Annotated in this window: 14 protein-coding genes; 3 read left to right on the top strand and 11 right to left on the bottom strand. The window is 40.8% G+C overall.

The features are described 5' to 3' along the window. The first annotated feature begins 554 nt into the window (after window positions 1-554). A complete protein-coding gene (locus tag EES38_RS20495; protein ID WP_124939091.1) occupies window positions 555-1,346 on the top strand; it encodes a metallophosphoesterase in 792 nt (263 codons plus the stop codon). Window positions 1,347-1,537: 191 nt separating this feature from the next. Here EES38_RS20495 and EES38_RS20490 read toward each other — a convergent pair whose 3' ends face one another. From EES38_RS20490 to EES38_RS20470, 5 genes are read right to left on the bottom strand one after another with little or no spacing between them, the layout of a single operon-like run. Further along, on the bottom strand, window positions 1,538-2,239 hold the full coding sequence (locus EES38_RS20490; protein ID WP_124939090.1) for an ATP-binding protein: 702 nt from the start codon (window positions 2,237-2,239) through the stop codon (window positions 1,538-1,540). Next, window positions 2,236-2,754, bottom strand: coding sequence for a hypothetical protein (locus EES38_RS20485; RefSeq protein ID WP_124939089.1), 519 nt, complete (start codon window positions 2,752-2,754; stop codon window positions 2,236-2,238). The genes EES38_RS20490 and EES38_RS20485 overlap by 4 nt, the downstream gene beginning before the upstream one ends. Window positions 2,755-2,762: 8 nt before the next feature. Next, window positions 2,763-3,101, bottom strand: a complete 339-nt coding sequence (locus EES38_RS20480) for a hypothetical protein (protein ID WP_124939088.1) — start codon at window positions 3,099-3,101, stop codon at window positions 2,763-2,765. Beyond that, window positions 3,098-4,309, bottom strand: a complete 1,212-nt coding sequence (locus tag EES38_RS20475) for an Arm DNA-binding domain-containing protein (protein ID WP_124939087.1) — start codon at window positions 4,307-4,309, stop codon at window positions 3,098-3,100. The genes EES38_RS20480 and EES38_RS20475 overlap by 4 nt, the downstream gene beginning before the upstream one ends. Beyond that, complete coding sequence (locus tag EES38_RS20470; RefSeq protein WP_124939086.1) at window positions 4,302-4,538, bottom strand: hypothetical protein; 237 nt, start codon at window positions 4,536-4,538, stop codon at window positions 4,302-4,304. The genes EES38_RS20475 and EES38_RS20470 overlap by 8 nt, the downstream gene beginning before the upstream one ends. 100 nt (window positions 4,539-4,638) lie before the next feature. On the opposite strand from EES38_RS20470, the gene EES38_RS20465 reads away from it, so the two are divergent. Continuing rightward, the gene (locus tag EES38_RS20465) at window positions 4,639-4,872 is read left to right on the top strand and encodes a helix-turn-helix domain-containing protein (protein ID WP_124939085.1); all 234 of its coding nucleotides are present in this window, start codon (window positions 4,639-4,641) and stop codon (window positions 4,870-4,872) included. A gap of 194 nt (window positions 4,873-5,066) precedes the next feature. Here EES38_RS20465 and ltrA read toward each other — a convergent pair whose 3' ends face one another. The 3 genes from ltrA to EES38_RS20450 form a co-directional block, all read right to left on the bottom strand. Beyond that, entirely contained in the window at window positions 5,067-6,539 is a 1,473-nt protein-coding gene (gene ltrA, locus EES38_RS20460) for a group II intron reverse transcriptase/maturase (protein ID WP_124939084.1), read from the bottom strand. A gap of 671 nt (window positions 6,540-7,210) precedes the next feature. After that, window positions 7,211-7,864: a hypothetical protein gene (locus EES38_RS20455; protein WP_208020487.1), complete on the bottom strand. Its 654-nt coding sequence runs from the start codon at window positions 7,862-7,864 to the stop codon at window positions 7,211-7,213. A gap of 252 nt (window positions 7,865-8,116) precedes the next feature. Further along, window positions 8,117-8,677, bottom strand: coding sequence for a hypothetical protein (locus EES38_RS20450; RefSeq protein ID WP_124939083.1), 561 nt, complete (start codon window positions 8,675-8,677; stop codon window positions 8,117-8,119). Between the two features lie 235 nt (window positions 8,678-8,912). On the opposite strand from EES38_RS20450, the gene EES38_RS20445 reads away from it, so the two are divergent. After that, window positions 8,913-9,749, top strand: coding sequence for a beta-1,6-N-acetylglucosaminyltransferase (locus EES38_RS20445; protein WP_124939082.1), 837 nt, complete (start codon window positions 8,913-8,915; stop codon window positions 9,747-9,749). A gap of 267 nt (window positions 9,750-10,016) precedes the next feature. Here the strand turns inward: EES38_RS20445 and EES38_RS20440 are convergent, their stop codons facing one another. From EES38_RS20440 to EES38_RS20430, 3 genes are all read right to left on the bottom strand, one after another. Beyond that, a complete protein-coding gene (locus EES38_RS20440) occupies window positions 10,017-10,484 on the bottom strand; it encodes a DUF2971 domain-containing protein (protein ID WP_208020486.1) in 468 nt (155 codons plus the stop codon). Window positions 10,485-11,164: 680 nt separating this feature from the next. Next, on the bottom strand, window positions 11,165-12,805 hold the full coding sequence (locus tag EES38_RS20435; RefSeq protein ID WP_124939081.1) for a methyl-accepting chemotaxis protein: 1,641 nt from the start codon (window positions 12,803-12,805) through the stop codon (window positions 11,165-11,167). A 644-nt stretch (window positions 12,806-13,449) separates the two neighbouring features. Then, the coding region (locus EES38_RS20430) for an IS3 family transposase (RefSeq protein ID WP_148090379.1) at window positions 13,450-13,582 on the bottom strand (133 nt) is incomplete at its 5' end.

Below are 13,582 nucleotides of genomic sequence, written 5' to 3'. Positions count from 1 at the left end.
AGACTGATACGCTTCATGTGAGAAGTTAATTGATGTCGGAGGTCGAGATGAAAACAGAACGAGCCCAAACATATAATCCCAAGAACACACCTAAATGGAATGTAAAAGATCTTTCCTTTACATTTGACTTAAAGCGGATGAAACAGACTGTCAACAGCGAGGATGCACCCAATCCTAACGTGGAGAGTTTCGATACGTTCAAGCGATATCTAGAAAAATAGGCATAGTAAAAAAACACCAACAAATTTCTCTGTCTCAGAACTCTTTTAACAAGTAGCGCTAGGTTTGAGTAAGGAAGGTCAAAAACGGGTATTTACGCTTATAAAGCGGGGGCGACAAAACTGCCAAGTTATGGAAAAAATATGTCCATGTATGGTCTACAAGACTATACGGTTGTACGCCACATTATGATTAAGCATTAGAAAAGACAGTAAGAATTAAACCAGTCAGTAAGGTTAGCTAGTTTAATTAGTGTACATAAGGGCAATCTTTAAGCATTATTGAAGTGGCACGAGATATAGTGACAATTTTACTTTTGAAAAGGAGCCACTCTATTGAAATTTTATGTAACATCAGATTTACACATCGATGCGTATAGTATCCGCCGAGACTTCTGGAATGATTTTGATAAAGATGCGGTATTAATTATCGCAGGCGATGTTTCAAATTCGCTATCGGGTTTCAACTATGTAGAGCATGTACTTTGTAAGCATTTTAGGGTAGTTATTGCTATCGCAGGCAATCATGAGTGGTACAGTAAAAAGAACCTTTCTGCTCGTATCAATAGCTCTACATTCCGTAAAGAATACATCACTAACCCTTCCTATACACGGGTGATGAAAAATTCTCCAATCTCAAAGCTTAAAAGGCATAGTGCTGAGATTGAAAACTTTATATTCCTTGATAACGAAGCGGTAGAAATTGATGGGTTTAAAATATACGGAGGTACATTGTGGTTTCCGATACATGAATATTCAGATGTTCAAGTATCCGATTACGCCCTGTTAATGAACGACCTAAAATTCATCAACCATCGCATTATAGAAGAGCAGCATAAATCCTTCATTAATAATCTACCGCATAGGGTTGACTTGGTTATTTCACACCACCTACCCAATATTGAAGCATTTGCTAAAAGCGAAAATATAACTAATGCCTATACCGATTTCTATCACGCATCGTTAAGCGATGAATTAGTAGCAAGGGCGAGATTCTGGGTTGCAGGTCATCAACACGATTCTGTAGAGAAACAGATTGCTAACGGCAATACGACATTTATTAGCAATCCTAAAGGCCCAATCCCTATGCACCAAGGGCTATTAAAGAACAAACTCTATTACCTATAATTATCGTATCTTATATTAATGCTTAATCATTTAACAATTTATGTCAATTCAAGTAAAGCTACTGAACACAGTATTTTCCTTCTAATAAATAGTTCTCACGATAAAATTATATGAAGCGCCTTATTAAAAATTTTATTTAGTCTGAATCAATAGAGATTGCATTTTCTGAAACAGACAGTGTCATGTACCTTTTATTCGTCGCCCAGTATACGAAAGCTATTCCAAGAGCACTCAACCCAGACTAGATGTCCCTGCCTAATTCGGTCAAGAGCCGCTTCACCAAGCAGTTCACAGAAAGCCTTCCCAGGAAGCATGGTTATAAGTATTGTTGGTTTCTTATTACTGTAGCGTTTATCAAGGAGTGAATATAAGCTCAGTTGTTCGCTTTGGGAATTACGCTGCTTACCAATATCATCTAAAGCTAACACATCACAAGAACTCAATCGTTGCAGTATCATCAATTCACTTTGCTTAGTGCTGGACTGATAAGTACTGCGTATCTCAAGCATCATATCTCGAAATGTAATAATTTCGCTGTTGATACCGGTGAGACTAAGTAACCGCAAAACCGCAGTAGCAAGATGGGTTTTTCCGGTACCATGATTGCCCGCCAACACTAAGTTGGTGTCTAGTCCGTCTTGCACCTTCTGAGCCCAGTTCTGTACGCAATTCACAGCATCCATCTGAGATTGAGTAGGCATTAGATAATTACCAAATGAACTGGTTTTAAATCGCTCACCTACCCCTGCCACAATCCCGGTTTTAATTGTTTTCTCACTTCCATCGGGCATGCTAAACTGTGGGACTTGAGAACGAATTGCTTTCATCTCATCAGACGATTTGGGCGTAATGTGCGAGGGGATTTTTTCCCAGATTGGTAGTCGATTATTCATCGTTTTAATTCCTCTGGCAATCCAAATTTACTGTTCATCGTTAACATATTTTCACGACGTTGACTCCTTATTCCAGTTTGGCGGATTCTGTCACTATGTTTAGTAGTCTCTGTTAATCTCTGTGTATTCTCTGTAATAGTTTGGCACTTTTGTGCAGCACAGCCTGGCTCTTTTGTCACATCTAGTCTGACGCTTTCCGCCAAACTAGTTTGCTCCAATAAGCCAATCAAGATTGGCTCGTTAATTTTGTAGTGTAACCGGCATGGAATGCCTTGTTTTTTCTCCAAAAGAATCCCTAACTTCCTAAGCTTTCCTCTCGCAGTATCAATTTCACGGCGAGTCATTCCAGTTTCTTCACTCCACTCATCTTGAGTCTTGTAAAACCAACGCTCATCATGTTTGGTTCGTTTTGACCAATACAACGCCTGACTCAACAGTAAGGCACCGGTTATCCCGATACCTAAATTTACAAATGAACGATGAAATGCGATGGGTCTGTCTAAGTACTCCAGCATGTCATCACCTACCCATTAGTACCATATGTATTACGTCTATAAATATCATCCATACAGAGATCTATAAGCTGGCTTTGGATTGAACCAAGAATGAATTCTGTCGAATAACCACGGATATGACGTCTGTAATGCAATAGAACGTTAATCACACCTTCAGCTAATGCCTTAACTATCTCGTCTTCATTTGTCATTCTATAGGTAGAGGACTGCAGCCTCTCTTTAATAAGTTGTTTCACTTCATGCTGGAAACCAAAGATGTCTGACTCCGAATAATTAAAGAACTGGTTTTGATTTATCACATCCAAACACAGGCTGGCACAATGGACTGTCATAGCGTTGTAGTTCATTCGCTTTTCTCCTTAACCTGCTGCAGTAACCGTTCAAATGCAGAGCCGTCCTGACGAGTTAAATTGGGCACATAACGGCTGTAGATTTCAAATAACATTTTCGTATTGGAGTGACCCATTTGTCGTGCTATCCATTCTGGGGCTTCCCCAGCGGCTAGCCAGAGCGTCGCAGCAGTATGACGAGTTTCATAAGGGCGCCGGTATTCAATCCCCATTTTTTCCAATGCAGGCATCCATACTCTATCGCGAATATTACCTTTATCTAGAGGGTTGCCCTCCGCATTACAAAATACATACTCACCGTCACCAGTGATGTCATACTGCCTTTTCAGTGCTTCTATCACCATACTCGACATTTGAATATCTCGTGCAGAACCTAACGTTTTAGTCGTATCCATCTTACCTTGGACATACGTTTCCCGCACACTAATCACACCCAGCTTAAAATCGACATATCGCCATTTGAGGCCATCAATTTCCGATGTTCGCATTCCGGTAAAGAATCGCACTGCAAAGTAATTACGATAATCTTGTTTAACCGTATCAAGAAACTGCAGTACTTCTTCTAATGTAAATGGATGAACATCCCGGCGCTCAACTCGAAGTGGCTTGATATTTTCAAACTGGCAGCGAAATCCATATCTATCAGCAGCTTCACGCAAAATCATCCTCAGCGGAGTCATTACATGATTCACGAAATCAGTTGATAGCTTTGTACCATCTGGCTTTGGCTGCATTAACTTAGCTCTGTACTTCAAAATATCAGGTCGAGTAATTTGGTCGACGTTCGTATCACCAAACTCCGAGACCAAATAGCTAAACAGATAGATTCTCATGCTCTGAACATAGCTGGTTTTCCACCTAACCTCATTTTCCTCAAACCATTCCTTAGCAAACTCTTCAAATGGAATGGTTGTTATACCCTGAAGCTCTTTTGCAGCAGTTTTATATACTCCCAACAACTCTTCCTTCTTCCGCCTCGCTTGAATATCTTCTTTGACGAACTTAACGGCGTTTTTTGAATCAGGGAAGTATTCACTATAGACAAAGCAACCAAGTCGAATATCGGAGTCAATTTGGTTAAGTAATTTATTCAGCTTCCGTTGATTAGCTGCGGTGTTCTGCAATAGAGTCTGCTCTCGGCATCGAACACTTTTGTAACGGAAATCAAGATATAACTTATTGCCTCTTGCATTAACACTACCCATAACACACTCTCCCTGCTGCCATTGGAATATAAACCGCATTTCGAGTAGCGCTTTGATATAATTCCGCTTCTACCTCTTCCCATATGTAAAGAATTTTTCTACCATTAAAAGGTCGGATGTAGTGTTTACCTTCGATAAAGATCGAGTCTCGCAGTTTTGAATTGATATAGTTGGCGCTAAATTTGATCCGAGCTGCGAGCTCTTTCACCGTTAATAGTGTGTGGTCCATATTGACCTCCTTTCACGTGTTTTATCAAGACACATGGTCAATATAGAACAATCCGAGTGTCTTTTCAAGACACAAACTAAATTGATTTTGGAAGATATACTTGATTCGTTATAACTTAAAGAAATTAATAGAAGCAAAGTCTCTAAAAGAAGGCCGCAAGATATCAGGAGCTGAGATTGCTAGTGAGATTGGAATTCAAAGATCTGCTATGGCGAAGATGATTCGTGACGAAGGGTATACAACGACAACCAAAACTCTTGATGCCTTATGCCATTATTTTAACTGTCGTATTGAAGATCTGGTGACTTATGAAGATATAAGTGACGAAGGGTAATAGTTGTGAGCTTAACACCCAATTTAGCCTATGCATTAGACCGTTAAAATTTCATCTTCGTTACTAAGTTGTAAATTGAAATTGTCGGATAGGCGACACCTGTTACCAAGTGCCGCCCTCCTAAGAACCGTACGTGCAACTTTCACTGCATACGGCTCAAGCCTCCGCTAAGGCGTATTACGTTACCCAGCAACCTAGATAGCAGTTAAGACAGGATCAAACCAAGAGTGACGACTTTCCTTTTTCAACTGCCTCTTTGCCAAGTAATCTTGGTGCTTAGGGTCGAACGGTGTAGCCGCACTTCGGATCTTCACATGCCTTTTAATTGGCGTTTTCGCTATTTGAGCTAAGTTGTAGTGACAGTCCATATTCGCGATTTTCTGCCAACCATGAAATTGCCAACCACCACTTCTGTTCATGTAGTATTTGCGCCTTACCCAGTCTTTTGATTTAGTAGGATGGCGTCTTACCGCCCATCGCCACAGTAACCAGAAGATTTGATGACCGAGATAACCGAAAGTACGTTTTGCAACGCTGTGGCGATAATAATTCGCCCACCCCTTCAGTTTAGGGTTCAATAGCCTGATAAGATCATTGACTGGCATTGTTGCGTGCTTCTTAATGAGTTCACGCAAGTTTCCCAAAAAAGAGAGAACGTTAGTTTTACTCGGTTTGATGAGCAGTTTACCTTTGTACTTCCTAAGGTTAAAACCCAGAAAATCAAAGCCATCATCTATATGAGTAAGGTGAGTTTTCTCTTCCGAGAGAGCCAACCCTCTTTCTTTTAGAAAATCAATCAGTCGTGGTTTGACTTCGTTAACAAGCACATCTTTTGATGAACCCGTTATCACAAAATCATCCGCATAACCTATAAAGTTAACTCGTTCACCCGATTTCTTAGCGACTTCTTTTACGAGCTTTTCTAGGCCGGCAAGTGTCAGTAACATAAGCGTTGGAGAGATAATTCCGCCTTGTGGGGTTCCCTCCGACGTTCGGTAGAACAAGCCCTTATCGATATAGCCTGAGTCTAGCCACTGCTTTAGCATCCCTTTGTCTATTTGAACATGTTCAAGTAGCCATTCATGCCCAATCTTGTCAAAACAAGCTTTAATATCTCCCTCCAAAATCCAGCGACCTGAACGTTTAAGACACAAGCATTTGAAGCATTGTGCTATTGCGTCAGCCGTACTGCGATTAGGGCGAAAACCGTAGCTATTTGGGTCTGCTACTGTTTCCGAAATTGGCTCCAGAGCAAGCAGATACAACGCTTGTTGCGCTCTATCTATCATGCATGGAATGCCTAGAGGTCTGAGTTTGCCATTCTTTTTCGGGATGTAGATACGTCTGAGCGGTTTAGCTCGGTAGCCTTTGCGATTCAATTGATCCACTGCGGTCATTCGACGGGCATCCGTATTCCAAATGACACCATCGATTCCTGGAGTGTTACTGCCTTTGTTTTGGGACACCCGCTTCACAGCAAGTAATTTCGCTGATCTGGAGTGCGTTAAGATCCACTGCAAAGCCTTCGCTTTACTGTGTTTTCCCTCTCGAGTTGCTTTTGCAATGCGCATTTGAAGCTTTAACACGTGCGACTCGACAGCTTTCCAATCGATGGATTGCCATAGAGTACCATTAGGAGAGGCACTAACTTCTGATGAAGCCACCATTTGCGTTTCTCCTTAAATAAAGTTCTTCAAATCATCTTGCAACGGGAGACCAGTTAGAAGTCAGCTCGCTTTCGCGCCAGATATAAACCTGTATCCACTTCATTACAAAGCGGCATTTGCTTTTTCTAACCTCCTTTACCTGCACACCTATCGGCAGTCTTCGCAGACTGCTTTCCCGAAAGGGAGATATACAGGCTTACCCTGTTCCGTATGTTGCGTAAAACATCAGGTTAGATGCCCACTATAGTGCGGAGAGTTCAACGATCACGAAAGAGTACTGTCCAACATCTTTCCGACTCTCATTGCCGTTTTGGCCACAGCGTATTAACCACTTCCGCTGCTTCATCACATAACGCGCCTTACGTGGATTCACTTACGTTCATCATACTGACACCCTAGCACTTACCCGATTTGTGGTTATCAGGAAGAACGTCCTCTCACGATTCAGTTCCCACTCGGTCTAACAACCGAGTTTCGTTACATTGTCGGATTCGCTGCTTTATTCAGAATCCTAGGGGCATCTGGTGATACAGATGGTTCACTCTTGTCGTGGTGAACAACGCTTCATACGACTTCAGGTCGCACGGACAAAAGTGAGTTACGCGCAATCTGGTAAACCGCTTATATCAGATTAGTAAAAATATCTTGAAACCTTAAAATCTTGTATGGGCTTATTTTCCCCAAACCCACTGTTTCTTTCTCAAAGCGGAACTTTTTGGTATTAGGAAAAAAGGGAAAAACTCATACATATAAGGTATTTCATTTTCCTTACCCTGCAACGCATATAGTTCGTGTAACTCATGACATTGGTGTCGCAACAATCCATAAAATGGGCGCAGTATCTCAATAACCGACCACACTACATGAGGATTAGCCTTTTCTGTAGCAGACATCAAATAGTAAAAGTCGAGCATTGTGATCCACTCACCATCTACATTTTGCTGCCAACGGCTAGTCATACCTGAGCGATCAATAACTTGAATTGCATCATTTTGTAGCTTTATACGCACATCGCTACGTAAGCTCCAAATATGGTCATCAATTACAGATAACCAAAGACTAATAGGATCATCATTTTTATTGTGGTTAGTTAACACATCAAGGTTGTAGTATCGCGAACCTTTCGCAAACTCTGTAAGAGTAGAAACTATTTTTGTTTGCTTATCATTAAGACTTAATTCTTGTCGTAATCCATATGCTTGAGGTAGTACCGAACAGTTTTTGAAAAGATCTTTTATATCATGACCAAAAGCTTTCAACTCTTTGTTTGTTGGATTTTTGAGATGGTTTTTGAGCTGGTGATCAAGGATAAGCACTATTTTCATTAAACGCTCAAAGCCTGTTGCAAGCTCGAATAAACCCGAATAAAACAAACCTCGATGAATCTCATCAATATTAGCGTTTCTTAATGAGTTTCCCCCCCCAAAAGACTTGACATTGTCAAATGCCCCTCTTGGGTAAGTAATCTATAATTTCGACTAAACATTTTATGTATTCTTCCAGAAGCCTAACGCCCGTAACACGCACGGCTTTGTAGGGAAGCCGCAACGGAAAAACCCTCGCTGTGCCTGCGATTGTTATAAGACATGTTCGGACGGCTCTTCCTCGGCCAAGTGCTCTAAATAGCACTCAAGATTGCCCTTGATTTTTTCAAACACCCTTGGAAAGTAATGAGCTAGCTCCTGAAAGGTCGGATTGTCCGATTCAGGGCCATCATGATAATGGCGCATGTGATCAAGAATATCTTTCTTTTCCTCATTGGATAGAGTTTCAAGGGGATTCGAAGCGTTATAACCATGAAAATTAGAAAGATGAATAAAAGCACAACCGAACTTGTAGACAGAACGCGCCCAACCCGCAACAAATTGTTCTGAGACTTCTACCATCATTGCATCAGTGACAACTTGTTGCTTTCCCTTTGCTGTTGCTATTTTCCACCGTTCACCATTAACGGTACATGCCATAAGCTTGTTTCTTTCTTCTAGATCTGATATGGCTAATAGGTAAAGGACCCTAATTAATGAATCAAGCTCCTGCCTAAGAATCGACATCATTGAACCGGGAAGATCATGTATGCGAGAAAACGCTATTTCGTGCTCATCTGAACGTGACTTTATCAGTTGTATGAATTCGTGCACGTAACCTCCCTTGTCTTATAACGCCCAGCGAAAGGGCAAATTTGGAGCGGAGTGGAAAATTTGTCCAGCTTACGCTGTTTGTTAGGTTTATATTTCATTGCTATTGATTAATCAAGACAGAGCCCCCATATAGTATAAGGATAAGAACACGCCTTACCACTCAGAACATACATTCCCTAACTGAGACAACTGGAGCGTGAAAATAAATATTCCAGATTTCTCAAGGAATGATCTAATGATTGCTTATCTTATTCTCGTTCACCGCTATCCAGATCAATTTAAACGGTTATTTCATGCCATATACCATCCAAATAATCACTACGTTATCCATGTTGACAAAACTTCTGGCAAAGAAATTTTAGATGAAATATCTTTGTTTATAGGTGACTACAAAAATGCCGAAATTCTTGAATCAGAAAATGCGCTATGGGGTGGATATAGCCTAGTTAATATTGAACTTCGTGGTATGGCTAAGTTATTAAATATGAATAAAAGCTGGACTCATTTTATAAACCTAAGTGGACAAGATTTTCCATTGAAAACTCAGCCATATATTCATGACTTTTTGTCAAATAATCCAGACAAGGAATTCATTCGAGCACTAGACCAAAATGAAGCTAGGCCCGAAACGATGAATCGCATAGAAAATATGTGTTTTGAATATGAAGAACATATTTACCGACCTAAAATAGCCAGAAAGTTCATGTCAGGAATAACACCGTTTATTGGCACTCAATGGATGATTGTGTCGCGACAGTTCTGTGATTTTGTCTGTAATACGGATGCATCTCAGCCCTATAAAGAATTTTATAAAAATACTTTTATTGCTGATGAGGGATTTTTCCAAACGGTTATGATGAATAACGATTGTCATGGTGAAATAGTTCAAGATGATTTGCGTTTTATCGATTGGGTACCAGATGGAGACATAAAGCTAAGGCCAAGGACGTTTACAATGGCCGATATTTCCAACTTAATATCGAGCCCTAATCTTTTCGCTCGAAAATTTGATCTGTTAGAGGATGCTAAAGTGGTGGATAGAATTGAACACCACCTCGGTGCAACTGTCTAGTCTTTAATGAACCACCCTGTATTTACGGGGTGGCTCAAAGAAACCTAACGCCGCATTAAGTGGTGAGCAACGCAGACCACTACACTTAACGTATTGTGCCGTAAACACTTAAGCTGAAGCAAACCGGAAATGCCGAGCGTTGGGAATCCGTCTTAAATGCTTTGTATGGATAATAACTACTCCAAATTAGGGTAAAGTGAGACCCAAGCTTTAGCTGCAACTAAAGCTCTCTATGTCATAGTTCGATTGAGCGCTTGTTAGGTATGACTAGCGTGATGCTCCATACGGCGAAACATAATCTGCATCGATACCTTCATCCCCTATACCTGTTCGAGCAACTTCAATATCCAGCTTCTCGCAGACGATTATAAGAGCATCAAATAGTGGCTGAGACATCCTATGGCCAGCAATAACCTTCTTGATTGGATTTTTCAGTTTATAAAAAATATCAGTCGTAAGTATACGTATTTCCTTTTCATATGACCAAGCATCATATTTAGAAGATAGAACCGCCCTAGCGACAGAAGAAGGATCTGCACTGTTTGACTCGTTAACGCCAGCAAATACGCCTCTGTAAGTAATATCTACAACTTCATCCTCTGTAGCATCAATTTCAAACTCTATAGCAACTCCAGAAAAACCGCTGGCGTAGTGAGCCCAAAGTAAGTGATCATCAAAGGTTTTGGATAGTGAGCAAACACGGAGAGGTTGCTTGGCTTGCTCGACCTTCTTCATAAAATTGGTGGCTGACTCTTGATTGCTACCACTATGAGAGTAAACGAATACGCCTTCCACAGGGTCATTCAGTGTATGCCACTCAGCACAATAAAGTTGCTTGTTAAATAAGATGTCAAAGACAAAAGCCCATCTGCTCTGGACCTCGAAACTTATAAACTTTCAATTAGCAATCCTTTTCGTAAGTATTCTTCTTGATGCCTAACATTTTATTAGTGCGCATGCGCGTTTACTGCGTTAGATCAGAACAGTGGAAACGAGCACAGTTAACTATCTGTATGTAAAAAACTTATCAGTTCTCCATCAAATACACCATCTGGAAAAACGCAAAAATCTACTTAAATTAGAATATAATGTATACCCATCCAGTTCCGCACACTCATGAAGAAGCGCTAAAAACAGGGTTAATCAATAAGAACGGTTAGGGCAAGTAGTTCGTCAATTTTCGATTCACTAAACGAGTGCTAGAAAGCTTTGGGGCAGGAATGATTTAGCCAATAAATGGCTAAATCAATGTTAGATATTTTTAATTTAGTATCCCGAATGACGTTTGTACTACTTCATTAAATAGAAAATTCATAATGCGAATTTTCTATTTAATGAAGTGATTAATCAAAAGCCGCTTAACAGAAATGTCCAACTTTATGGGATCACTTTAAGAACGCGGCTTAACATTTCATTTATGACAGTTTAAAGGCGTTCACACTCTCACTAAGGGTATGACTATCTTTGGACAATTGTTCACTGGTTTGAGTGAGTTGCTGCACGTCTTGATGCGTTTGATCTGCGTGCTCAGTGAACTGCGACAGATTACGGTTAATTTCTTCCGTTGCAGCACTTTGTTGAGTCGATGCTTCAGCAATATGGTGATTCATCGCCATAATATCATGTACTTGCTGATTGATTTCATCGAGAATCTGTTTAGCTAAATCCGCTTGCTCTAACGTTGCTGTCGATTGTCGTTGCGTTTTCCCCATAGAAGTCGAAAGTTCTCTCGCTCGAGTTTGAAGGCTGTCAACTATCTCTTCTATTTCATCAGTGCTTTTTTGTGTGCGCGTTGCAAGGGTTCTCACCTCATCAGCAACCACAGCAAAGCCACGTCCTTGCTCTCCCGCTCGTGCTGCTTCTATTGCTGCGTTGAGTGCGAGTAGATTGGTTTGCTCCGCTACACCTCGAATTACTTCCAGTACGCTGCCTACATTGGCAGCTTCTTCTGATAGTTTAATACTGCTCTGCTCGGTTTCATTCAAAGAGTGCGATAGGGATGTCATAAAGGAAGACGCTTTATTAATTGCATCCTGTCCATGATTACTCTTATCACTGGCTACCTGCGCGGCTTGCGCGGCATTTTGTGCTGAGTTGGCCACTTCATGATTATTGCTTTGTAACTGGGTCATCGCGGCAGCTACGGAATTTACTGAGACCATTTGTTCATTGGCTTTTCTTGCTGCGATGTCGGTAATGTCATCGATAAGCTGTGCTGATTGCGTAATGGAATGGGATACAGGGGTAATATTCTGAATAGAGGAACGAATTTTTTGTGTAAATTGATTAAAGGCTTTTGCAATCGCCGTGAATTCATCATTGCCTTCAACGGCAAGCTGAGTTGAAAGGTTGCCTTCCCCTTTGGCTATATCTTCCAATGCAAGTTGCGTTGCTTTACTTGGATTAGTGATACTGCGTCCGATAATGAAAGAGAACGCAATCAACAAGATTAGCGCACCCGACACATATACCACCATGCTTTGTATACGTGACATGACCAGTGCATCGACATCATCCACATAGACTCCAGTCCCCACAACCCAACCCCAAGGTTTAAATAGTTTGATATAAGAAACTTTTTCGACATCGACCTCTGAGCCAGGCTTTGGCCAAAGATAATGGACAAAGCCTTCTCCTTGGCTTTTGGCCACGTCCACCATTTCAATAAATAGCGTTTTTCCTGAAGGGTCTTTCACGCCACCGACATTCTTGCCTTGAAGCTGAGGTTTAATTGGGTGCATCACCATATTGGGAGTGAGATCATTAATCCAGAAATAGTCGCCTTGGTCGTAACGCAGTTGACGAATGGCATCCGCGGCAAGCAACTTGGCATTTTCTAAACTGATTGCCCCAGATTTTTCTTGTTGGTAGTAATGTTCAAGCATGCCAAACGCAACTTCTATAATCTGTTTGGTTTTGTCTTGCTTAGCTTGTATAAGGTCAGCTTGGTAACTCCGCACCATACTGATAAACGGAATGGAGGCAATAACAACAGTTGCTATAAGAAGGAGCGTAAGGCGAGAGCTCACTTTGGCTCGTCTAAGGCTTAATAACATTATTTTTCATCCTCAACTAAAAGATAGAAGTTTTTCTTTTCTTTAATTATTAGCAGATAAGTCAGAATTTGTGAGGTTTTAGCTAAGGACAAAAAACCGCTTAACAGAATTATGGGATAGCTTGAACTCGTCTGGTAACGACCAAGTTCAACTTTCGATAGAAGTAGCAAAGATCTTCGTAGATTTAGTTGAGACACCTTTAGACAAATAGAAATAGATTCAGATAAGATTTTGAATTTAGATACATTCATGCCAAGTCAACGCCAACTAATAGTTGCTTCTTTCCTGTATGGCGGGATGGAAGCACTGCATATATTGAACCAATACAGGTAGCGCCCATTTGGAACCGATATTCCCTCAGATTTATCACGGGACTTGGTGCTCACATTCGCATGTTTGCTTACAGTTTATGCCAAATTGAAGGCGTTACTAAATTAAGATGGGATAATTTTTTGCTAACCATTCCATCAAAAAATAGACAGATATAAAGTAATTACCCTACAAATATTTTATGGTTTTAATCTATGTACTGAATGGACTAGGTCTTCAACACCTTGCCTAACTTGAGCTAGACCCTCTTGTACTTCACCGATGCTATCTTGCCCCTGAATAGCAATACCACTCACTTGTGAATAGCCACCGAGTCAGTAGACACTAGTTAGCCTTTCTTCATACTGCTTTTCATACTCTACAGGCGATAATTGATTATTGGAACCGTGCCTGCGTTTTACGTTGTAGAACATCTCAATATATTCAAAGATATCCATACGAGCATCT

It is taken from the genome of Vibrio viridaestus (assembly GCF_003856525.1).
Taxonomy (GTDB): domain Bacteria; phylum Pseudomonadota; class Gammaproteobacteria; order Enterobacterales; family Vibrionaceae; genus Vibrio; species Vibrio viridaestus.
The sequence above is the reverse complement of the archived record's forward strand: the minus strand, read 5'-3'. Positions and strand labels throughout refer to the sequence as shown.

Coding starts and splice junctions, on each gene's coding strand:
- EES38_RS20455 (WP_208020487.1), bottom strand. CDS start 7,864: ATGAAAATAGTGCTTATCCTTGATCACCAGCTCAAAAACCATCTCAAA.
- EES38_RS20470 (WP_124939086.1), bottom strand. CDS start 4,538: ATGGACCACACACTATTAACGGTGAAAGAGCTCGCAGCTCGGATCAAA.
- EES38_RS20475 (WP_124939087.1), bottom strand. CDS start 4,309: ATGGGTAGTGTTAATGCAAGAGGCAATAAGTTATATCTTGATTTCCGT.
- ltrA (WP_124939084.1), bottom strand. CDS start 6,539: ATGGTGGCTTCATCAGAAGTTAGTGCCTCTCCTAATGGTACTCTATGG.
- EES38_RS20490 (WP_124939090.1), bottom strand. CDS start 2,239: ATGAATAATCGACTACCAATCTGGGAAAAAATCCCCTCGCACATTACG.
- EES38_RS20480 (WP_124939088.1), bottom strand. CDS start 3,101: ATGAACTACAACGCTATGACAGTCCATTGTGCCAGCCTGTGTTTGGAT.
- EES38_RS20440 (WP_208020486.1), bottom strand. CDS start 10,484: ATGAAGAAGGTCGAGCAAGCCAAGCAACCTCTCCGTGTTTGCTCACTA.
- EES38_RS20485 (WP_124939089.1), bottom strand. CDS start 2,754: ATGCTGGAGTACTTAGACAGACCCATCGCATTTCATCGTTCATTTGTA.
- EES38_RS20445 (WP_124939082.1), top strand. CDS start 8,913: ATGATTGCTTATCTTATTCTCGTTCACCGCTATCCAGATCAATTTAAA.
- EES38_RS20435 (WP_124939081.1), bottom strand. CDS start 12,805: ATGTTATTAAGCCTTAGACGAGCCAAAGTGAGCTCTCGCCTTACGCTC.